This window comes from Mycoplana azooxidifex, assembly GCF_014196765.1.
In the GTDB taxonomy this organism is placed as follows: domain Bacteria; phylum Pseudomonadota; class Alphaproteobacteria; order Rhizobiales; family Rhizobiaceae; genus Mycoplana; species Mycoplana azooxidifex.
Genome location: NZ_JACIEE010000004.1, coordinates 449172 through 469594 on the forward strand (window position 1 = coordinate 449172; position 20423 = coordinate 469594).

19 protein-coding genes and 1 tRNA gene are annotated in these 20423 nt (G+C 64.4%); 5 read left to right on the forward strand and 15 right to left on the reverse strand.

The annotated features are described in order from the left end of the window. The first annotated feature begins 514 nt into the window (after window positions 1-514). Window positions 515-3541 carry a calcium-binding protein gene (locus tag GGQ64_RS11290; RefSeq protein WP_183803851.1) on the forward strand — a complete coding sequence of 1009 codons (3027 nt, stop codon included), beginning with the start codon at window positions 515-517 and terminating at the stop codon, window positions 3539-3541. A gap of 87 nt (window positions 3542-3628) precedes the next feature. Here the strand turns inward: GGQ64_RS11290 and GGQ64_RS11295 are convergent, their stop codons facing one another. The 10 genes from GGQ64_RS11295 to obgE all read right to left on the reverse strand — a co-directional run bounded on the left by GGQ64_RS11295 (window position 3629) and on the right by obgE (window position 13516). After that, entirely contained in the window at window positions 3629-4156 is a 528-nt protein-coding gene (locus GGQ64_RS11295; protein WP_183803854.1) for an RNA pyrophosphohydrolase, read from the reverse strand. An 8-nt stretch (window positions 4157-4164) separates the two neighbouring features. Then, on the reverse strand, window positions 4165-5379 hold the full coding sequence (locus GGQ64_RS11300) for a divergent polysaccharide deacetylase family protein (RefSeq protein WP_183803857.1): 1215 nt from the start codon (window positions 5377-5379) through the stop codon (window positions 4165-4167). Between the two features lie 66 nt (window positions 5380-5445). Then, on the reverse strand, window positions 5446-6768 hold the full coding sequence (locus GGQ64_RS11305; protein ID WP_183803860.1) for a S41 family peptidase: 1323 nt from the start codon (window positions 6766-6768) through the stop codon (window positions 5446-5448). Then, entirely contained in the window at window positions 6758-8215 is a 1458-nt protein-coding gene (locus GGQ64_RS11310) for a murein hydrolase activator EnvC family protein (protein WP_183803863.1), read from the reverse strand. Before GGQ64_RS11310 ends, GGQ64_RS11305 begins: the two co-directional genes overlap by 11 nt. Before the next feature lie 90 nt (window positions 8216-8305). Further along, the gene (rlmH, locus tag GGQ64_RS11315; RefSeq protein WP_183803866.1) at window positions 8306-8788 is read right to left on the reverse strand and encodes a 23S rRNA (pseudouridine(1915)-N(3))-methyltransferase RlmH; all 483 of its coding nucleotides are present in this window, start codon (window positions 8786-8788) and stop codon (window positions 8306-8308) included. A gap of 99 nt (window positions 8789-8887) precedes the next feature. Then, window positions 8888-9301, reverse strand: a complete 414-nt coding sequence (gene rsfS, locus GGQ64_RS11320) for a ribosome silencing factor (RefSeq protein WP_210300233.1) — start codon at window positions 9299-9301, stop codon at window positions 8888-8890. Window positions 9302-9404: 103 nt separating this feature from the next. Further along, entirely contained in the window at window positions 9405-10034 is a 630-nt protein-coding gene (locus tag GGQ64_RS11325; RefSeq protein WP_183804292.1) for a nicotinate-nucleotide adenylyltransferase, read from the reverse strand. Window positions 10035-10049: 15 nt separating this feature from the next. Continuing rightward, window positions 10050-11333, reverse strand: coding sequence for a glutamate-5-semialdehyde dehydrogenase (locus GGQ64_RS11330; protein WP_183803869.1), 1284 nt, complete (start codon window positions 11331-11333; stop codon window positions 10050-10052). Next, on the reverse strand, window positions 11326-12501 hold the full coding sequence (gene proB / locus GGQ64_RS11335) for a glutamate 5-kinase (protein WP_183803872.1): 1176 nt from the start codon (window positions 12499-12501) through the stop codon (window positions 11326-11328). The genes GGQ64_RS11330 and proB overlap by 8 nt, the downstream gene beginning before the upstream one ends. Before the next feature lies 1 nt (window position 12502). Further along, window positions 12503-13516, reverse strand: a complete 1014-nt coding sequence (obgE, locus tag GGQ64_RS11340) for a GTPase ObgE (protein WP_183803875.1) — start codon at window positions 13514-13516, stop codon at window positions 12503-12505. Between the two features lie 84 nt (window positions 13517-13600). Here obgE and GGQ64_RS11345 point away from each other — a divergent pair, with 84 nt between their 5' ends. Beyond that, window positions 13601-14461 (forward strand): endonuclease/exonuclease/phosphatase family protein, encoded by an 861-nt coding sequence (locus GGQ64_RS11345; RefSeq protein ID WP_183803878.1) that lies wholly within the window; start codon window positions 13601-13603, stop codon window positions 14459-14461. Window positions 14462-14541: 80 nt separating this feature from the next. Here GGQ64_RS11345 and GGQ64_RS11350 read toward each other — a convergent pair whose 3' ends face one another. The 4 genes from GGQ64_RS11350 to rplU form a co-directional block, all read right to left on the reverse strand. Beyond that, window positions 14542-15132 carry a GNAT family N-acetyltransferase gene (locus GGQ64_RS11350; protein WP_183803881.1) on the reverse strand — a complete coding sequence of 197 codons (591 nt, stop codon included), beginning with the start codon at window positions 15130-15132 and terminating at the stop codon, window positions 14542-14544. Further along, a complete protein-coding gene (locus tag GGQ64_RS11355) occupies window positions 15129-15761 on the reverse strand; it encodes a GNAT family N-acetyltransferase (RefSeq protein ID WP_183803884.1) in 633 nt (210 codons plus the stop codon). Before GGQ64_RS11355 ends, GGQ64_RS11350 begins: the two co-directional genes overlap by 4 nt. 127 nt (window positions 15762-15888) lie before the next feature. Beyond that, window positions 15889-16158 (reverse strand): 50S ribosomal protein L27, encoded by a 270-nt coding sequence (gene rpmA, locus GGQ64_RS11360; RefSeq protein ID WP_034802646.1) that lies wholly within the window; start codon window positions 16156-16158, stop codon window positions 15889-15891. Between the two features lie 29 nt (window positions 16159-16187). Next, entirely contained in the window at window positions 16188-16562 is a 375-nt protein-coding gene (rplU, locus tag GGQ64_RS11365; protein WP_183803887.1) for a 50S ribosomal protein L21, read from the reverse strand. A gap of 325 nt (window positions 16563-16887) precedes the next feature. Between rplU and GGQ64_RS11370 the strand changes: the two genes are divergently transcribed. The 3 genes from GGQ64_RS11370 to GGQ64_RS11380 all read left to right on the forward strand — a co-directional run bounded on the left by GGQ64_RS11370 (window position 16888) and on the right by GGQ64_RS11380 (window position 18785). Continuing rightward, window positions 16888-16977 (forward strand) — tRNA-Ser (locus GGQ64_RS11370). A gap of 264 nt (window positions 16978-17241) precedes the next feature. Continuing rightward, on the forward strand, window positions 17242-18441 hold the full coding sequence (locus GGQ64_RS11375) for a GGDEF domain-containing protein (RefSeq protein ID WP_183803890.1): 1200 nt from the start codon (window positions 17242-17244) through the stop codon (window positions 18439-18441). Window positions 18442-18569: 128 nt separating this feature from the next. Further along, window positions 18570-18785 (forward strand): hypothetical protein, encoded by a 216-nt coding sequence (locus tag GGQ64_RS11380; RefSeq protein ID WP_183803893.1) that lies wholly within the window; start codon window positions 18570-18572, stop codon window positions 18783-18785. Between the two features lie 25 nt (window positions 18786-18810). On the opposite strand, the gene GGQ64_RS11385 is transcribed toward GGQ64_RS11380, so the two are convergent. Continuing rightward, window positions 18811-20250 (reverse strand): DUF6880 family protein, encoded by a 1440-nt coding sequence (locus GGQ64_RS11385; RefSeq protein ID WP_183803896.1) that lies wholly within the window; start codon window positions 20248-20250, stop codon window positions 18811-18813. Between the last annotated feature and the right edge of the window lie 173 nt (window positions 20251-20423).

A 20423-nucleotide genomic window follows, 5' to 3' on the forward strand; every position in this document is an offset into this window, starting at 1 on the left:
TCCGCTTGACGACACCCGGTCTGACCGGCCCGGCCGCACCCGATCCCAAGACCTGCAAATGATTGCCCGTCGCGCCGTTACTGTGAGGCGACGTCCTTCTTCGCGCTCGCCCGTCAAACACGGTATATCGCGCTGGGCCGACCACAATTTCCAGTTGGGCGGCGTTCGCGCGCCCTCGAGCGCTGCCCCGCAAATCACTGCCCCTCACTGTGTTCTCGTTCGGCGGCTCGACCGCTGCGTGTATCGGCGCGCAACTGTCAGTTCCCGCAGGAACAGGGGTCGCCGTATTTTTCAACAATATGGCGACGCGATCGGTTGCATCCCGCGCCGAACGCGATGCCGGACCTCGTGTCCGGCGCGGTGGAGGAACGATCAGGTGCAGTGAAGTGAAAGCAAAATGGCGCGCATCGCGGCGACGTTCGCCCGCGCGCCGCACCTCCACCTCGAACCGGGCCGGCCTCTGCTGCTTTGCCCGGAAATTTCAATTTCCGTAACCGAACATCAGGAGAGACGGATGGGTACGATCATGGGCTCGATGGGAGCCGACAATCTGAAAGGCACCGACCTCGACGAGGGCGATATGATCATGGCGCTCGCCGGCGCCGATATCGTCGACGGCGGTATGGGCGGCGATACGATCATGGGGGGCGAGGGCGACGACCAGCTCAACGGATCTTTTCAGGGCGACTACATCATGGGTGATGTCGGCGCTGACACGCTGAATGGCGACAGCGGCGACGACATCCTCATCGGTGGACTTGGCGCCGACCGCCTGAATGGCGGCTCCGGCAAGGACACGTTGATGGCCGGCGATCTTAGCGAGATCGGCGGCGACATCCTGGACGGCGGCTCCGGCATCGACCGACTGATCGTCGACTACAGCGACCACACCAGCGGCCTGTCCCTCGTCATCAAGGACTGGATTACGCCGCAGACCCTCCTCGGCAACCTCAGGACGAGCTACGTCGAGAGCTACCAGATCACCGGCACCGACTTCGCCGACAACATCACGGGTGGCAACTATTCCGACATGTTCACGGGCGGCGCCGGCAAGGACGTGCTCAAGGGCGGACGCGGCAGCGACATCCTGAGTGGCGGCGAGGACGACGACACACTCTATGGTGGCTACGGCATCGACATCCTCAATGGCGACGAGGGCAAGGATACGCTCTACGGCGAAAAGGGTATCGATATCCTTTCCGGTGACGACGGCGACGACAAGGTCTATGGCGGTGACGACGGCGACATCGTCAGCGGCGGCGACGGCAACGATCGGCTCTATGGCGACAACGGCAACGACAGCATCAATGGCGATGCCGGCAACGACACCATCTACGGCGGCATCGGCGACGACACGCTGACGGGCGGACTCGGCAACGACATTGTCTATGGCAACAGCGGGAACGACACCTACAACTACGCTTTCGGCGACGGCAAGGACACCATCACCGACACCGCCGGCAGCGACCGCCTCGTCGTTACCAAATTCACCGGCAATTTCACCGCAAAGCTCCCGACGCAGGCAAATACCCTCTCCGGCGGCACGACCTTCAAGGGCATCGAACACTATAGCATTTATGCGACGGGTTCCGGCGCCAACGTCATCACCACCGGCAGTGGCGAGGACATTGTCGACGCCGGCGCCGGCAACGACACCATCAACGGCGGCAGCGGCAACGATCAGCTTCGGGCCGGCACCGGCAAGGATTCCGTTGTCGCCGGCGACGGCAACGACCGGGTCTACCTGGGCGACGGCGGCGCGGACAAGGCGGACGGCGGCGCGCAGTCGGACCGGGTCTATGTCGACCGGAAGTCGCTGACCTCCAGCCAGACCTTCTCCGTCAGCGGTTCGACGGCATCGCTGACCGACGGTACATCCATGAAGAATTTCGAATATTTCCAGGTCGAGTTCGGTTCCGGGAACGACGTTGTGAAGTCGGTCGGATCCGCGAAGGGCGTCAGCTTCTTCGGCAATGCCGGCGACGACACGCTGCTGGGCACGGCCTATGGCGATTTGCTGGACGGTGGAGAAGGCAAAGACAAGCTGACCGGCGGCGCCGGCAACGACGACATCCGCGATTCGGGCGGCTCCAACACGATCGACGCGGGTACCGGATCGGATAACGTCTGGGTTCGGGATGGAGCGAAGGCGACCGGCCACTATAACGTCAAGCTCGGCGATGGTGACGACGAATTCAGGCGCGAGGCCTCGACGGGCAGGTTGACGCTCGATGGCGGCACCGGAACGGATTTCGCCTCGATCGACTTCAGCAAGTACACGCAAGGCATCACCTACAAGGTTGCACCGTCCGTTACGGTCACGAACGCTCCGGTGACGGTAAAGAATGTCGAGCGCGTCTCGCTCGTCGGCAGCAGCGACAAGGACGTGTTTACCGGTGGCGGACTGATCGACCATCTGCGAGGTCGCGCCGGGAACGACACACTCACCGGCGGCGGCGGAAACGATACGCTCTCCGGTGATTCCGGCCACGACACGCTCTATGGCGGGGACGGCAACGATACCCTCTATGGCGATGGCCCCAACCTGACCGGGGGCAAGGACCGCCTCTATGCCGACAAGGGCAATGACGATGTCTATGCCGGCGCCGGCGACACGGCCGACGGCGGCGAGGGCACCGATGACCTGCACCTGCTGATGACCGAACAGACGAAGGATATCGCCTTCAAGTTCTCGCCCTGGACGGTGAAGGTCGATGCGACGACGACCGTCAAGGGCTTCGAAACGCTGGAATACGACGGCGGCAAGGCCAAGGACACGGTCTCCGGCGGGGCGTTGGCGGACTGGCTGAAGGGCAACGCCGGCAACGATACCCTGCGCGGCGGTGCCGGGGCGGACAGGCTTGAGGACGGCTCCGGCAACGACCTGCTGTATGGTGATGCCGACAACGACCGGCTGATCCGCACCGAATTTACCGGCAAGGACGTGTTCGACGGGGGAACCGGTACCGACACGCTGTCCTTCAGAGAGGGCAGCCGCTCGATCGTGCTCGACCTGCAGAACCAGGCGACCAACAAGGGCTTCGCCCTTGGCCTGACGGTCAAGAACATCGAGATCGTGCAGGGAAGCTCCAATGACGACGCCATCCGTGGCGACGCCACCGACAATGTGTTCTACGGCAACGGGTCGGACGACATCCTCGATGGACGCTCCGGAAACGACAAGCTCATCGGCGGCGCCGGCGACGACTGGCTGACCGGGGGCTCCGGCAAGGACCAGTTCGTCTTCGACAGCGCCGGGCGCGACGGCGAAGGCGACGTGATCACCGACTTCACGCGTGGTCAGGACAAGCTCGTCATCTCCAAGTCAGCCTACGGCATTTCGGCGGCCGACAAGACCGTCACGCTTGTCGTCGGAGCCGACCCTGTCTCCAGCAGCAGCAAGGGCACCTTCCTATTCGAATCGGACAATGGACGCCTCTGGTTCGATGCCGACGGCAAGGGCGCAGATGCCGATCTCGAGCTCGTTGCCACGCTGCAGGGCATCAACAAGATCACTGTCGACGATTTCAGCTTCCTCTGATCTCGCGCGGGTCAAATGCGAAGGAGCCGCCCCGGCATCGGGGCGGCTCCATCTTTGTGCAGCGTGGCGTTGTCCTGCCTTTGCTCCTCAGGGCGCAAGATGCGTGAAGGCGGCGATGACCTCCTCATAGACCTTGCGCTTGAACGGAACGATCAGCTCCGGCAGCGTGTGCATGGGCTTCCACGCCCAGGCGTCGAATTCCGCCTCATGCCCACCCGGCGGCGGGTTGATCGCGATCTCGCTTTCGTCTCCCTCGAACCGGAAGGCATACCAGCGCTGGGTCTGGCCCCGGTACTTGCCCTTCAGGCCGATGCCGATCAGATGCGCCGGCAGGTCGTAGTTGATCCATCGTCCGGCATCTGCGAGCAGGGACACGGTCTGCATGCCGGTTTCCTCGTAGAGCTCGCGCCTGGCCGCCACCAGCGGATCCTCGTCGCGGTCGATGCCGCCCTGCGGCATCTGCCAGAGCTGCGGCGAACCGTCATACTCCGAATTGCCAATCGCGATACGCCGCCCCGCCCAGACCAGCCCGTCGCGGTTCAGCACCATGATGCCGACGCACGGGCGATAGGGAAGGTCGCCTGCCGAAACTGGCTTCTTCTTGTCCTTGCTCATCGTAGATCCTATTGCTTGGAAGGCTTGTCGGCGAGTGCTGCGACGCCGACGATCTCGATCCCGCGCCGGCTCGCCTCCTGGCTCCAATCGGCGATCGCCGCGACGCTCTCGTCGAAGGCCGAGGCCACGCCGATCGCGGTTCCGTTGCGGCGCGCGATGCGCTCGAGTTCGTCGAGCTTGCGCAGGATGGCCTCGCGCGACAGCGTCCCGTCGAGCTGGATGTCGGCGAAGGCATGCGGCATGTCCAGCGCGCCCGCCACCGTTCCCGACAGCGACTGCGCCGATGAACCGTCGTCGAGGAAGAGCAGCCCGCGATCGGCGATGTCGCGCATCACCGGCTCGACCGCGTCCGCATCGGAAAGAAACCGGCCGCCCATGTAGTTCATGACGCCTGTGTAGTTGGTGATCTGGCCCATGGCGCGATGAAGCTCGTCACGGTTCTTTTCGGCGCCCGCATCGGTGCGCAGGGTGTCTGCTCCGGGATCGCCGTCGGCATCGTCAAACGGTTCCAGCGGAACCTGGAGAAGGATCTCGTGTCCCTCGCGGCGGGCCTCCTGCATCCAGCGGGGCAGGCTGTTTCCGGTGGAGGCGAAGGCCAGCGTGATTTCGCCGGGCAGGTCGCGGATCGCCCGCTGGGTGCCCGTCTGGCTGAGCCCCAGCCCACCGACGACGATCGCAATGCGCGTGCCGCGTGCGCCGGACCAGGGGCGGGCATATTGCTCGACCGGGCGCAGCCCGTCTGGGCCGACGATCGGCAGCTTGCCGAACGCGGTGTTCTCGATCAGGTCGTCATTGGGAAAGGCGGCGGAGCGAGGATCCTGGCCCACCCGGCTGGCGTCGAGAACAAGCGGGCCCGAGCCGTCGCGCGCCTTCGGCGTAAACTTCCGCACGATGCTGCCGTCCGGATTGCGGGTTTCCTCGATCTCGGCGCCGGACTGGCCGCTCTCGCGGCGCACGCCCGGCTTGTCCCTGGGATTTCCGCCGGCTGCGCCGCCCTCAGCATTCCCAGCGGTGGGTCCATCGGCCTGCGCCGTCTGCTGTTCGAGCGGTTGCCGTGTCTTGAAGGGGCCTCGGGGGGCAAGCATGCTCCACAGCGATCCGCCGAGCACGGCGACGATGGCACAGGCGGCTGCGAGGCGCGCGGCGCTGACGCGGGACGCGCGTTTGCGGCCGGGCGACACCTTCCGGTTCTGACCGAGGGGTGCGTTGAGATCGGTTCCCAAGAAACGGCCGCCCTGACCTTGAAGGAGCAGGCCCGGATCGACGCGATATCGACCCGGGCTCCAGCACTAGTTCTTCAGCTCTGCCTTTTCCGGACTGGCGGGAAAGGAGGGGTCGGTCTTCTGGCCGCGCAGCAGTTCGAGCGCATATTGAAGCTGGAGGTCGTCCTTGGCTTCCGGCGGCACATAGGCTGCCGAGCCCGAACCCTCGTCGCTCTCGCTCTGGCCCTTGATATGGCCGCGCAAGCCCGATTCGCCGGCAGTCTCGAGCTTGCCCTGCAGTTCTGGCGGCAGCGGCTGCTCGACGGCGATGTCGGGCGTGATGCCGGTGCCCTGAATCGACTTGCCGGACGGCGTGTAGTAGAGCGCCGTCGTCAACCGTAGCGCACCGGCGTCGCCGAGCGGAATGATCGTCTGCACCGAACCCTTGCCGAATGAGCGCGTACCGACGACCGTCGCACGGCGCAGGTCCTGAAGCGCCCCGGCCACGATCTCGGATGCCGATGCGGAACCGCCGTTGACGAGCACGATCACCGGCTTGCCGTCGGTCAGGTCGCCCGGGGAGGCGTTGAACCGGCGGGTCTCGTCCTCGTTGCGGCCGCGGGTCGAAACCACTTCGCCGCGCTCCAGGAAGGCATCGGAAACATTGATCGCCTGGTCGAGCAGGCCGCCCGGATTGAGGCGCAGGTCGAGCACGTAGCCCTTCAGCTTGTCGGCCGGAACATCGGCCTTGATCTTCTCGATGCCCGCCTCGAGGTCGTCGAAGGTCTTTTCGGTAAACGAGATGACGCGCAGGTAGCCGACGTCGTTCTCGACGCGGAACTTGACGGCCTTCACCGCGATGATGTCGCGCATGATCGTCAGCTCGATCGGCTTGTCGGCGCCCTTGCGCAGGATCGTCAGCTTGATCGGCGTATTGACCTTGCCGCGCATCTTGTCGACGGCTTCCTCGAGCTTCAGGCCGCGCACGTCGGCGCCATCGATCTTCGAAATCAGGTCGCCCGCAAGGACGCCCGCGCGTGCCGCCGGCGTATCGTCGATCGGCGTGATGACCTTGACGAGCTCTTCATCCATGGTGACTTCGATGCCGAGACCGCCGAACTCGCCACGCGTCTGCGTGCGCATTTCCTCGGCGTCCTTGGAGTTCATGTAGGAGGAATGCGGATCCAGCGAGGACAGCATGCCGTTGATGGCGTTCTCGATCAGCTGGTCTTCCTTCGGCGGCGTCACATATTGCGCGCGGACGCGCTCGAACACGTCACCGAAAATCGACAGCTCGCGATAGGTCGATGCACCGGCCGCCTCGGCCGGCACAGTCAGCGAATAGACTGCGCTCATGGCCGTGGCACCCATCAGTGCCCCGACGAGAACAAGGGAAGCCCTACGAATCATTGCGTACCTTTCCAGACACTGTAGCAGACCACCACGGCCGAGGATCAACCGGTTTGCCATTCTTTCGAAACTCAATGTAAAGCGTCGGCCGATCCGTTTCCAGCGCCAATGCATTTACACTCGCCACTCTTTTCGCCCCCATCACCGCAACGGGTTCACCCGCCACGACAAATTGGCCTTCCCTGACATTCACCTGATCCATGCCCGAAAGCACGAGGTGATAGTCGTCGCCGGTATTCAGGATGACCATCCGCCCGTAGCTTCGGAACATGCCCGCGAACACCACCCACCCATCGGCAGGCGCTGTCACCAGCGCACCCGGGTTTGTCGCGAGAATCAGCCCCTGGGCGGAATGGCCCGTACCATCCGCATCGCCGAACTGCCGCACCGGCTCACCCGCAACCGGATAGGCCAGGCGCTTCTGCAACTCGGAAAATGGATATGCGGGAGCAATGCGGTTTTTGTCGGGCGATGCCGAGAGCGCAGCCTCCCGCGCCCGCGCCCGCTCCTCCACGGTCTGGCGCGCCCGCTCGGCCTCCTGCAGACGCGCCAGCGCCGCCGCCTCGCGCACCGAGGTGATCTCGTCCTCGAGGCTGCCGATCAGGCCCTCGAGGCTGGTGGCCCGTCCCGCAAGCTCCTCCGAGCGCCTCCGCTCGGCCTCGAGCGTGCGGGCGTTTTCCGCAGCGAGCGTCTCGTTCTGCCCGATCAGCAGTTCGGAGCGCTTCTCCTCTTCGAGCTTGCTGGCCATCGCGCTGGCGAGGTCCGCCTTCTCCTTGCCGATATCCATCCGGATCGTCGTCAGCCGTTGCAGGTCGGCGACCAGCTTGTCCGTCTCGGTACGGATGCCCGGAACCACCGCGCCGAGCAGGATCGCGCTCCTGACGGAGGCGAGCGCGTCGTCGGGCGTCACGAGGATGGCCGGCGGCGGATTGCGCCCCATGCGCTGCAGCGCAGCGAGCACTTCTGCCAGAAGTCCGCGACGTTCGTGCAGGGACAGGCGGGCGGCATCCTCGTCGCCGCGCATGGCATTGAGCCGCTTTTCGCCCGCCAGTATCCTTGCTTCCATGTCCTGGCGCGCGCGCGCCGACTGGACGATCACCTCGCGCAAGGTGGCGCGATCCTTTTCCAGCTTGCCGATGCTGGCTTCCAGGTCGCGCGCCTTCTCTTCCGAAAGCGTGATCGTCTTCGACAGCTGCTCCAGCTCCTGGCGCGTGCTGTCCCGGCGCAGCGCAATCCCGGCGGCGGGATCGGCCGTCGGCCCCGCTTGGGCGGCGACGCGCCCGGTCGGCGCGAGGCTCACCGTCGGCTCGGCGGAAAGGGCGGCATCCGCAGACGCCAGCCACAGACCGAGTGCCAGACCGAGGGTAATCGCACCGAGCGGACGCTGCCATCGCGCCCGCGGGGCCGCCGTGCACTTGTCGTTCCTGGACGGTGCGAACGTGATCATGCTGCGCGCCTTGCCGTTTGCTTGTGTCTAGCGCATTTGCCGATGCACATCGAAATCAATTTTCCGTAGGGCGGCCACGGGATGGCGCGCTCAGACGCGATGGTAGGGGTGCCCCGAAAGAATGGTGACGGCGCGATAGAGCTGTTCGGCAATCAGGATGCGGACCAGTTGGTGCGGCCACGTCATCTTGCCCAGGCACAGCACGGAATCGGCACGCTCGTGAAGCGCCGGATCCAGCCCGTCGGCACCGCCGATGGCGATCATGAGATCCCGCTTGCCGGCATCCCGCCAGCGGCCGAGCAGCTCGGCGAAATCCTCCGATCCGACCGCCTTGCCGCGCTCGTCGAGCAGCAAGAGCACGGCATCGGAAGGAACCGCCTTATCCAGGAGCGCGGCTTCCTCGCGCTTGCGCGTCTCCGGATTGGAGGCCCGGCTTTCGACAACCTCGGCAACTTTCCCGAGTTCCAGCCCCACGGCCGGTCCGGATTTCGCAAACCGGTCGAGATAGCGCGCGGCAAGGTCCTTCTCAGGTCCGGCCTTCAGCCGTCCGACCGCAAAAAGTCCGATCCGCATCTACCCGGCCCCTCCGACGCACACAGCGACACCACGCACCCGAAAGGGTGCCGAAAACATGGCCGCAGGTGACGCCCGGAACCGGGCGGTGCGACGATCTTAGTGTAACGTGCCCTCTTCCATGTCCGGAGCCGCCCACATCTTCTCGATGTTGTAGAACTCGCGGATTTCAGGACGGAACACGTGGACGATGATGTCGCCCGCATCTATCAGCACCCAGTCACCGGTCTCCAGCCCTTCGACGCGGGCGGAACCCAAGCCTTCATCCTTGAGGTCGGTGATCAGGTGGTCGCAGATCGCCGCGACATGGCGGGTGGATCGTCCGGACGCGACTACCATGTAGTCGCCCAGCGCCGATTTCCCAGCAATGTCGATCGAGACGATATCTTCTGCCTTCGAGTCCTCGAGGCTTGCGAGGACCGCGTGAAGAGCGCGTTCGGCGGCATCGTCGCCACGTCCTGCGCTTTTGGGAAGGGCGTTGCGAACGCCTCCCTTCGCGTGCACTGTTGTCAGAGTAAATCCTTTCCACTTAACAGATACGGCACGGTAGCGATTCGCGCATCTGGCAGCGAACCACCCATAGATTTAGGCATCAATACGTACCGGTTTCAAGACACTACTTGTTGCCCGTGTCTTTCTTTGTTTCCTCGCGCTGACGCAGCGCACTCGAACTGAGCGGCGAGCGTGGCCCATGTATGAAGGTCCAGGCCGGGGCGGGGCGGTAAGCCAGTGCCCGGGCGTCCTCCTCGTCGATGCGCGCATGGTCGAAGGTTTTGGCCATGACCGAGGACAGGAAGGCGAGCGTCGAGCCCGGCCGGTCGATCACCGCGATCGGGAAGGTGCGGGCGATCCTCTGCCAGTTCTGCCAGCGGTGGAAGCTCTTCAGGCTGTCGGCGCCCATGATCCAGACGAAATGGACACCCGGATTGCGGGCCTGGACGATCTCGAGCGTGCGCGCCGTGTAATTCTGGCCTATCGTCACTTCGAAGGCCGTGACCTTGATGCGCGGATCCGGCGTGATCGCTTCCGAAAGCGCGAGCCGCTCCCGCAGCGGCGAAAGCTGGCTGTGATCCTTCAGGGGATTGCCGGGCGTCACCATCCACCACAGCTGGTCGAGGCCGAGACGGCGCAGTGCAATGTCGGCGACCAGCACATGTCCCTCGTGCGGGGGGTTGAACGAGCCGCCGAACAGGCCGACCGCCATCCCCTTCTCGACATGGGGCATCTTCAGGTAGCGCGGTTCGATGGCGTCCGATCTCACCTAGGGTCGCACCTGTCCGGCGCCGCGGACCCTGTATTTGAACGACGTCAGCTGTTCGACGCCGACGGGACCGCGGGCATGCATCTTGCCGGTGGCGATGCCGATCTCCCCGCCCATCCCGAACTCTCCGCCATCGGCGAACTGGGTGGAGGCGTTGTGGAGCAGGATGGCCGAATCGATCTCCGCGAAGAAGCGGTTGGCCACCGCCTGGTCCTGGGCGATCACGGCTTCGGTGTGTGCCGAGGACCAGCGGTTGATGTGTTCGATCGCGCCGGCCACACCGTCCACGAGGGCCACGGAGATGATCGCGTCGAGATACTCCGTCGACCAGTCCTGCTCCGTCGCGGGTTCGAGGCCCGCCACGATCGCGCGGATCTCGTCCGTCGCGCGAACCTCGCAGCCGGCATCCCTGAGAGCGGCAAGGAGCGGCGCCAGATGGGTCGCGGCGACGGCGCGATCGACCAGCAGCGTCTCCACCGCACCACAGACGCCGGTGCGCCGCATCTTCGAATTGACGATGATGGTCCGCGCCATGTCGAGATCGGCCGAGCGGTCGACATAGATGTGGCAAAGCCCCTCGAGATGGGCGAAGACCGGCACGCGCGCCTCGCTCTGGACCCGGGCGACGAGGTTCTTTCCGCCGCGCGGCACGATGACGTCGATGGAACCGTCAAGGCCGGAGAGCATGGCGCCGACGGCAGCGCGATCGGCGACCGGCACCATCTGGATGGCATGTTCCGGAAGTCCCGCTTCCTTCAGGCCCCGCACGAGGCAGGCATGGATGGCTTGCGAGGAATTCAGGCTGTCCGACCCGCCCCGCAGGATCACCGCATTGCCGGCCTTCAGGCACAGCGCGCCGGCATCCGCCGTCACGTTGGGGCGGCTCTCGTAGATCACGCCGATCACGCCGAGCGGCGTGCGCACGCGCTCGATATGCAACCCGTTCGGCCGGTCCCATTCCGCGATCACGTCGCCGACCGGATCCTTGAACGCAGCAATGGCGCGGATGCCGGCGGCAATGGCCTCGACCCGCTCGGGCGTGAGCGTCAGCCGGTCGATGAAGGAGGCCGCGACGCCGCTTTCGCGCGCATTGGCAAGATCGATCGCATTGGCGGCGAGGATCGCGTCGCGATCGGCGAGGATGGCCTTCGCCATGGCCTCGAGCGCGCGGTTCTTCGTCTCCGTCGCAGCCATCGCCAGCGGCCGGGCCGCCGCACGGGCGTTGCGGCCGATGGCCGCCATCAGCGCAGCGACGTCGAGATTTTTTTCTGCCTGGTCAAGCATGGGCCGCATCCCTTTCCTGCGCCACTCCACCCTCGCGCAGCGCGGCACCGGTCATGACCAGATCGTCGCGATGCACCATCGCCGCGCGCCCCGCATGGCCGAGGATGCCGGCGATCTCGGCCGACTTCTTGCCGGCGATCTGCCGCGCCTCGTCGGCATCGTAGCCGGCGAGGCCCCGGGCGATTTCGCGCCCGCCCGACCCGACGATGGCGATCGTGTCGCCGCGGGAGAACGCCCCCACGACCGTCCGCACGCCTGCCGGCAGCAGGCTCTTGCCCGATCGCAGCGCGACCTCCGCCCCCTCGTCGATCAACAGCGTTCCGGCGGGCTGCAACTGGCCGGCGATCCAGGTCTTGCGCGCCGTCACCGGCAATCCGGCAGGCGCGAACCAGGAAGAGCGGACGCCTTCCGCGATCGCCCGTAGCGGATGGTCGCTCTTGCCGGACGCGATGATCATGGCGCAACCGGCTGCAGTCGCGATCTTGCCGGCATCGATCTTCGTGCGCATGCCTCCGCGTGACAGCTCCGAGGCAGCGCCGCCCGCCATCGCCTCGATCTCCGGGGTGATTTCGGCGATCGTGTCGAGGAACTCGGCCCCGGGATCCAGGTGCGGTGGCGCCGTGTAGAGCCCGTCGATGTCCGACAAGAGCACCAGCAGGTCGGCGCCGGCCATGGTGGCGACGCGTGCGGCCAGCCGGTCGTTGTCGCCATAGCGGATCTCGCTGGTGGCAACCGTGTCGTTTTCATTGATGATCGGCACGGAGCCGAGCTTCAGCAGCTGCTTCAGCGTCGCGCGCGCGTTGAGGTAGCGACGACGTTCCTCCGTGTCGCCGAGCGTGAGCAGGATCTGCCCGGCGACGATGCCCTCGGTCGAAAGGCTCTCCGACCAGGCCCGCGCCAGCGCGATCTGGCCGACGGCCGCCGCCGCCTGGCTTTCCTCCAGCTTCAGCGCGCCCTTTGGAAGCCTCAGGACGGTGCGGCCGAGCGCGATCGCACCGGAGGAGACGACGAGCACCTCAGTGCCGCCGGCGCGAAGCCCGGCGATGTCGGCGCAGACGGCGTCGAGCCAGGTCTTCTTCAAACCGCTGCCACGATCGACCAGCAAGGCGGACCCGATCTTGATGACGACGCGCTTGTGGCTCGACAGCGCCTTGCGGATTGCGGCCATGCTACGCCTCATCCTGCTCTTCTGTTCCAAAGCGCACGATTTCGTCGCGCAGCGCGCGCAGCGCCGCCAACATCCCGACATTGGTGACGGCGGAAAGAAGCAGCGGTTTCTGGCCGCACGCCTTTTCCAGCTCCTTGGCCTTCTTCTTCAGCTCGGCCTCGTCGAGCACGTCGATCTGCGACAGGGCGACGATCTCCGGCTTGTCCGTCAGCCCGCCGCCGTAGGCCTCCAGCTCGTGCTTGACCACGGTATAGGCCTTGCCGACCTTCTCTTCCTGGGCCGAGACGAGATGGAGCAGCACGCGGGTTCGCTCGACGTGACCGAGGAACCGGTCGCCGATGCCGGTGCCTTCGTGGGCGCCCTCGATCAGGCCCGGAATGTCGGCCAGGATGTATTCGCGCCCGTCGACCGTCGCCACCCCGAGGTTCGGGTGCAGCGTGGTGAACGGATAGTTGGCGATCTTCGGCCGCGCCCGCGTGCAGGCGGCAAGGAAGGTCGACTTGCCGGCATTGGGCAGGCCGACGAGGCCGGCGTCGGCGATCAGCTTCAGGCGCAGCCAGATCGTCTTCTCGTCGCCCTCCAGGCCCGGATTGGCCCAGTTCGGCGCCTGGTTGGTGGAGGATTTGAAATGCGCGTTGCCGAAACCGCCATTGCCGCCGCCGGCGAGCCGGAAGCGCTGGCCCTCCTTCGTCATGTCGATGATCAGGGTCTCGTTGTCCTCCTCGAACACCTGCGTGCCGACCGGCACCTTCAGCGTCACCGAGGCGCCGCCCGCGCCCGTGCGGTTGCGGCCCATGCCGTGCTGGCCGGTAGCACCCTTGAAGTGCTGCTGGAAGCGAAAGTCGATCAGCGTGTTCAGGCCGTTGACCGCCTCGACCCAGACGTCGCCGCCGCGCCCGCCGTCGCCGCCGTCCGGCCCGCCGAACTCGATGAATTTTTCACGACGAAACGAGACAGCCCCTGCACCGCCGTCGCCGGAACGGATATAGACTTTCGCCTGATCGAGAAACTTCATGGGTTCGCCGTTCTTCTTTTCGCAGCCTGATGGCCGTTTCGCCGCATTCGATATAGCCGGTTCCCGCAGAGGTCAAAGACTATCGTGAAATTCGCAAGCTACAACATCCAGTATGGCATCGGCCTCGACGGTCGGCTCGATCTGGCCCGCATTGCCGGCGAGATCGAAAGCGCCGACGTCATCGCCCTGCAGGAGGTCACCCGCGGCTTCCACCGCAACGGCAACCTCGACATGGTGGCCGAGTTGCAGGCGCTGCTGCCCGGCCATTTCTCCGTCTACTGGCCCGCCTGCGACATCGATGCCGGCTCGACCATCGAGGATGGCCGGGCCGTCAGCCGCCGCTTCCAGTTCGGCAACATGGTCTTCTCCCGCCATCCGATCCTTGCCTCGCGCCTCATTTCCCTGCCGCGCAGCCGCACGCTCGACAAGCTGAACCTGCAGCGTGGCGCGACCGAGGCCGTGATCGACGCTCCCGGCAGCGCACTGCGCGTCTATTCCGTCCACCTCGACCATGTCTACCGCAGCGAGCGGATCGACCAGATCCGCACCCTGAAGGAGCGCGCCCAGGCCTACGCGCTCGAAGGTGGCGCCATCTCCGGCGCCGAGGAGTTCGGCCTGCCGCAGCCGCCCTTTCCCGACGACTACGTGTTCATGGGCGACTTCAACATGGTGCCGGAATCGCCCGAATACTGCGCCATGGTCGGCGAGGTCGACGGCTTCTATGGCCGCCAGATCCGCGCCACCCATCCCGTCGACGTGCTTGCGGGCCTCGGCAGGCGGACGGCCGAGAGCTACAGCTGGATCGACCCGAAGAACCACGGCCACCGGATGCTCCTCGACTACTGCTTCGTCAGCCACGGGCTCGTCGGACGCCTGAAGGACGCCTGGATCGACGAGACCGCAACCGGTTCCGACCATCTCCCGGTCTGGTTCGAGCTTCTCTAGGGTCTGGCCCTGTCGAATTCGTCCGGTCCGGCAGACTGCCCGGGATCGCCGCCCATGGCATGCGACCCCGGGCCTTCCCTTCAACGCAGAAAGGCGGCCGGCCGGAAATCACCCGGCGAAAGCCTCGTCTCGACATGCGGCACCATGGCGCCGCGGGCGACCGAATAGACCTCGCTGAGCCCGGTGATGCGAAAGCCGATCCTGTCCTGGACCCTGAGCGAGGCCGGGTTGTCGGCGAAGACGCCGGAGCGGAGTTCCACGCCCGGCATCCGCATCAGGAAGCGCGCGATCGCGCCGTGCACCGCCTCGCTCATGTAGCCGCGGCCCCAGTAGAACCGGTTGAGCCAGTAGCCGAGGTGCCAGCCGCCGGCGCGCTGCTCGAAGCCGACCGTCCCGATATGGACGTCGTCGCCGGTGGTGATCGCCAGCGCCCAGCCGGGCAGGAGACCGCTCGCAACACCCGACAGCCACTCTTCCGCATCCTGCCGGTCGTACGGTGCCGGCACCCGCGCCAGCATCCGCGCGACGCGGAAATCACCGAGCGAAACCGCGATCGCCTCCGCATCCGTGAGCCGGTGCGGCCGCAGCACCAGCCGCCCGGTCGCAATGACCGGGCAGGGGCCGGGGTCGGCAAGGGTAGGGACGTCCCGTTCCAGACGAAGCGCGCTCATCCGATGTTCCCCCAGCTCTTCAGCGAAACCCAGGTCCTGCGGTCGAGCCGGAACCATTCGACCGGAACCATGCCGCCGACCGCCAGGCTCTGCACCATGCCGGTCGCCTGGAACTGGAAGCCGCACTTCTGGATGACCCGCCGAGAGGAGATGTTCATGACCCGGCAGCGCGCGTCGATCTGCTCGACGTCGCGGGTGCGGAAGACCATGTCCGTCAGGCTCTGGGCCGCCTCGGTGGCATATCCCTGGTTCCAGTGGGGCTCGCCCAGCCAGTAGCCGAGCTCGACCGTCCTGCCGTCCTCGTGCGGCTCGATCCCGCAGCAACCGAGGAATGCGCCGGTGTCCGCTTTGGTAATCGCGTAGACGCACTTGCCAATCGCGCCGGCTGTCGTGCGTCGCACGAAGTCGGCGGCATCCGCGATCGTATAGGGATGCGGCATGCGGGCGACCATCGTGGCGATGTTGGCGTTGTTGGCGAGATGGGCAAGGGCGTCGATGTCGTCTTCATGCGGGGCTCTGAGAACGAGCCGTTGCGACAGTAAGATTGGACAATCGGTCCTCGACCGTTCCGGCCTTGGCCGCTCTTCGGGAGACCTTGATTGGTCTTCCCGCAACATTTCGCTGAACATGTTCGATCCTCCAGATGAACGAAAAGGGGAGATGGATTGCCCCATCTCCCCTTTTGTTTCTGCAGGTTCGGTACCTGTAGCAGCAGCCGGGTCAATGAGACGCCGGCTGTTTTAGAGCGCTACCGGCTTATTCCGCTGCTTCGGCTTTCGGCATTACAGACACGTACACGCGGCCATTGGCCTTCGTACGGAAATCCACGTTGCCCGCCGTAAGTGCAAAAATCGTGTGGTCCTTGCCGAGGCCGACATTGGCGCCCGGATGCCACTTCGTACCGCGCTGACGCACGATGATGTTGCCTGCGATGACGTTCTCGCCGCCGAACTTCTTCACGCCAAGGCGCTTGGACTCCGAATCGCGACCGTTACGCGAGGAACCGCCAGCTTTTTTGTGTGCCATTGGTGTTCTCCTTTACCCTTGTCCTGATCTCAGTTCGCTGCTGCTTCGGCGGTGGCTTCGGTCTTCTTGGAAGACTTCTTGGCCTTGCCGCCGGCTGCCGCGATGTCGACGATCCGGACGGTCGTCTGGTGCTGGCGGTGGCCGCGCGAACGCTTCGAGTTCTGGCGGCGACGCTTCTTGAAGGCGATGACCTTCTTGGCGCGGCTCTGCTCGACGACTTCGGCGGTCACGACCGCGCCTTCGACGAAGGGAGCGCCGATCGTCGCGTCGGCACCTTCGCCGACCATCAGCACTTCGGTGAATTCGATCTTGTCGCCAGCGACAGCGACGAGCTTTTCAACCGTCACGACGTCGTTGGCTGCCACGCGGTACTGCTTACCGCCGGTCTTGATGACTGCGAACATTTTTTATCCTTTCATGTTCGGTCCGGCTCCGTCCCGAAGGACTCGCCGTCTTTTTGTCAGTCGAATTTGACGAACGATGACGCCCGCCGGTGAAACTGGCCTTGCCCTTGACGCAAGCATCGTGGACAAAAGACCTAGGTTCGCGGCAACGACCAAATGACCTTTGCCACGTACGTGCGGCAATAGGCGACCTTCCGGAAACTGTCAAGGTTGTTTCATCGCAGCCCGGTGAATTAGTTGACCTTTGCGCGACCACGCCCCTTGCAAGGCCGCAAATCAGCCGCTATGTACCCGACCGCGTCGACAGGCGCCGACCAGCATATCCGGAGAGGTGGCAGAGTGGTCGAATGCACCGCACTCGAAATGCGGCATACCTGCAAGGGTATCGTGGGTTCAAATCCCACCCTCTCCGCCAAAAGCTCCAGATAATCAATGATTTGCAACGTGGCGACCGGCATGAAACGGCTGGTGGCTTAGCGGCTCGCCGTTACACAAGTTCCCGTCACACCCCTGCGCTGAAGGGCTTGGCTCTACAGCCAGCAATTGTCCATTAACCCATTGGGGTCCAAGCTGCGTGGCTATGCCCGCATGGCGGATGATCCGCCGATTTCATTCTACTTTCATCGTCTTGTATTTCCGCACGGTGTGATAGAGCGGAAGCGACCGGATCTCGGACCTCATGGACACGCAGAACGTCATTTTCTATCTACCCTCGTCGATCTTCGTGATTCTTGCGTTTTTCTTTCTGCTCCTTTGGCGGCTCGGGCTTTCCTCTTCCTGGCAATGGGCGGCAGGGTTCGCGCAAACCGCATGCGGCTTTGCGCTCTCGTCATTCCCGATAGAACCAACCTTCGACCAATTCGTCTCCGGTGTCTTCTATACCGGTGCAGCCTATTGTTATGGGAGCGCAATTCTCATCCATTTCGCGGAAAACAAGTGGTGGCCGGTGCGGCGTCCCGTTGCCATCGGCTTCATGGTGCCGCACACCTATCTGGTCCTCGTCGAACCAAGTCTTCGACTGGACCTGTTTCTGATCGAAATGGTGTTTGCCTTTCTCCTGGGCTTCTCCGTGTGGAAGGTTGCGCCGAAGGCCAAGCCTGCAGCAGATCTGGCGCTCGTTGCTGCAGGTGCGCTTGTCGTCGTCGACTGTCTGATCCGAGGGATATTGTTCACGTTCGTCTTCAGGACCAGTGAAGCGATGTCGGACTTCCTGCACTCCGCCTACAACATTTCTGTGCATGTCACGACCATTACGGTGTGTCTGCTTTTTCCCTTCGGCGCGATTGCCGCGATGACTGCCGCTGCGATTGACCGGCATAGGCATTCGGCTGGACGAGATCCATTGACGGGGCTTCTGAACCGCCGCGGTTTCAACGCGGCAGTCGAGGGCGCGGGCGACGCCATTGGCTTGAGTGGCGCCGTCGTGCTCTGCGACATCGATCATTTCAAGCAAATCAACGATACCTTCGGTCACGCCACGGGCGACCGTGTGATCGTCGAGGTGGGCAACAGGCTCTCGCAACTACAGGACGACCGCATGCATATCGCACGGTTTGGCGGAGAAGAGTTCGTCGTCTTCATGGACAGCGCGCGCGAAGACGACGCGGCTCGCTGGGCAGAACGCGCCAGGCGCCACCTGGCAGCGTCCGACTGGTCCGCAGCGGGTATCACCGGCCAGGTCACGGCAAGTTTCGGCGTGGCCGAAATGAAGCGGTCCCTGATCGACCCCGCCATCGAGCGCGCCGATCGTGCCCTCTACCTCGCCAAGGTAGCCGGCCGAGACCGCGTTGCATCTGCCTCATCTTTGCGCAGCGGCCAACGCGACTTTGTCGCGACAACGAGCGACAGCGCCGCCTGCAGCATGAACGCGCCGGGATAGTTTTCGGCGCCCGGAAGCGCTTCACCGACGACTGTTGGAGATCGCGCTGGATAGCCGGATCTGGCCCTCAGGCATTATAGGACTTACAGTTCCTGTTGCACGAGATGCCCACACAGTGAGGCCAAGCCATGCCGACGTTCACAGTCACGACCACCCTCAAGATAGAAGCAGACACCGCCGAGGAGGCTGCCCTGCTGATGTATCGCGCGCTCAGTAGAGGATCGGTGCCTCTCCACTACCGGGTCACAAACGAGACAAAGGCAACGACGGATTTGGTGCTCGATCGAGAAAAGGCAGACGAATATGCCATGATCGATCACACCGCCGACCCCGGCAACTGGTAAGACGAGCGACTGCGCGCGACATACTTTAGTCGACCAGGCGCCAGAAGCCATGCTTCTTGCCGTGTCGCCGTCTGATATCCGCGACATATGCATCGTGGGCGGGAAATTCGCCGAAGTCAGCGACATGTCGGGCGAGCGTCGCGCATTCGGCCAGATGGCGAACCGCGTGCTTGTATCGGGCCGCGCGGGCGCGTTCGAGCGCGAACTCGACCATCGCGCGCAGGACGATTGTCGCGGCAAGCGGATGCTTCTCGGCCAGAACCTCGGCGGCCGGCGTCAGAAGCTCGTAAAGATCGCCGTCCAGTTCCTTGCCTCGCCGTAGAACGAGCCTTGCGACTTCACTTGGCGTGGCCCAGGAGACGAAGAAGCGCAGGGCCTGGTGAACGTTCGGCACAGATTGCGCAAAGGCGAATGCCCGCTCCTCGGCTTCCAGGTCATCGAAGTCCGGCAGGCGTTTCAGGAACGCCCTCAGGTGCCGGTCGTCCAATGCGCGCTCGAAGCACTGCCAGCGGAATGCCTGAGCCTCCTCCGTGCGCTCCAGCGCGTCCAGGGCGTCGATCCTGGCCTGCTGCCACGCGTAGGCGATGTCTCGTGGCTCTGTTGTGTCGACCCGCTCGACGGCCTCCAGCGCTTCCTGCGCACGACCGGCAGCAAGCAGACGCCGGCTGACCTCCGCTGCCACCGTCGGGACGGCGAGCGAGGCTGCGCTCTGCTGGGCGATGTAACCGTCGACGTCACCCTGGACGTCCGCGATCTCCTGCAGGGCGACCTGCACGGCGATATCGCGGCGACGACCAGGGGTCTCATCCTCATGGATCGATCCCTGGCTGCTCCATCCAGTGACCTTGTGTTCCTTCTCTCTCGCCCCCTCCACCGGCTCATTCGCCCATGCCATGAACAGGGCCTTGAGCCGGTCCAGGCCAGTTGACCCGAGCGCCGGCGCTAGCGCTGTGATCAGATTGTCGAATTGACCGTAGCCATTGTCTCTCAGCGATCGGAAGGCGCGTTCGGCGAGATCCTTGCCGTCAATTCCAGCCGACTGGGCGGCGATCGTGCCGAGATCCATGCACGCGTCGTGGAAGATCGCGATGATCGTCCCGCTGCCGTCACTGCATCGTTCGAATATCGAATCTGCCGGCGCCTGGAATTGCCACATCAGTTCCAGGGCTTCGTCAGGATCGTTGGGCGCAATGGTGTTGACAATCGTGGAGCGCAGCGTCTGAAGGTCGTTCCTTAGCGTCTTGATCTTGCGCCAGTCCACGAACGTCCGGGACCGGCTGATCGATGAGAGCCGCTTTCTGACCTCCCGGACAACCTCGTCGCCATGTCCTGTGCCGGCAAGTTCGAGCCGGAGCCGTCGCTTGTGGGCAGCGCTTCCGGTACTGATCTCGATCAGGAGTTCAGCCAGGCGTTCTACGCCAAGCGCCTCCAGGTTCTTGACGTTGAGTGTCGTCTTCGATGCCATCCGTTCTTCCGAGCTTGGATTCGGCGCAAGCTATCGCCAAACGGGGAGCCGCATCAACAACGTAGCGGCGAAGTCACAGAATGAACTGAAGCTCAGCCGACGCTGGCAAGCCCAGGATCGCCGACTGCGACATGCCTGCAAGGGTATTCCACCAGGTATTCTGGTGCTTTCTG

Excerpts from the sequence above, each read along its gene's own strand:
- GGQ64_RS11290 (WP_183803851.1), top strand. The coding sequence starts at position 515 with ATGGGTACGATCATGGGCTCGATGGGAGCCGACAATCTGAAAGGCACC.
- GGQ64_RS11295 (WP_183803854.1), bottom strand. The coding sequence starts at position 4,156 with ATGAGCAAGGACAAGAAGAAGCCAGTTTCGGCAGGCGACCTTCCCTAT.
- GGQ64_RS11305 (WP_183803860.1), bottom strand. The coding sequence starts at position 6,768 with ATGATTCGTAGGGCTTCCCTTGTTCTCGTCGGGGCACTGATGGGTGCC.
- GGQ64_RS11310 (WP_183803863.1), bottom strand. The coding sequence starts at position 8,215 with ATGATCACGTTCGCACCGTCCAGGAACGACAAGTGCACGGCGGCCCCG.
- rlmH (WP_183803866.1), bottom strand. The coding sequence starts at position 8,788 with ATGCGGATCGGACTTTTTGCGGTCGGACGGCTGAAGGCCGGACCTGAG.
- GGQ64_RS11330 (WP_183803869.1), bottom strand. The coding sequence starts at position 11,333 with ATGCTTGACCAGGCAGAAAAAAATCTCGACGTCGCTGCGCTGATGGCG.
- proB (WP_183803872.1), bottom strand. The coding sequence starts at position 12,501 with ATGGCCGCAATCCGCAAGGCGCTGTCGAGCCACAAGCGCGTCGTCATC.
- obgE (WP_183803875.1), bottom strand. The coding sequence starts at position 13,516 with ATGAAGTTTCTCGATCAGGCGAAAGTCTATATCCGTTCCGGCGACGGC.
- GGQ64_RS11350 (WP_183803881.1), bottom strand. The coding sequence starts at position 15,132 with ATGAGCGCGCTTCGTCTGGAACGGGACGTCCCTACCCTTGCCGACCCC.
- GGQ64_RS11355 (WP_183803884.1), bottom strand. The coding sequence starts at position 15,761 with ATGTTCAGCGAAATGTTGCGGGAAGACCAATCAAGGTCTCCCGAAGAG.
- rpmA (WP_034802646.1), bottom strand. The coding sequence starts at position 16,158 with ATGGCACACAAAAAAGCTGGCGGTTCCTCGCGTAACGGTCGCGATTCG.
- rplU (WP_183803887.1), bottom strand. The coding sequence starts at position 16,562 with ATGTTCGCAGTCATCAAGACCGGCGGTAAGCAGTACCGCGTGGCAGCC.
- GGQ64_RS11375 (WP_183803890.1), top strand. The coding sequence starts at position 17,242 with ATGGACACGCAGAACGTCATTTTCTATCTACCCTCGTCGATCTTCGTG.
- GGQ64_RS11380 (WP_183803893.1), top strand. The coding sequence starts at position 18,570 with ATGCCGACGTTCACAGTCACGACCACCCTCAAGATAGAAGCAGACACC.
- GGQ64_RS11385 (WP_183803896.1), bottom strand. The coding sequence starts at position 20,250 with ATGGCATCGAAGACGACACTCAACGTCAAGAACCTGGAGGCGCTTGGC.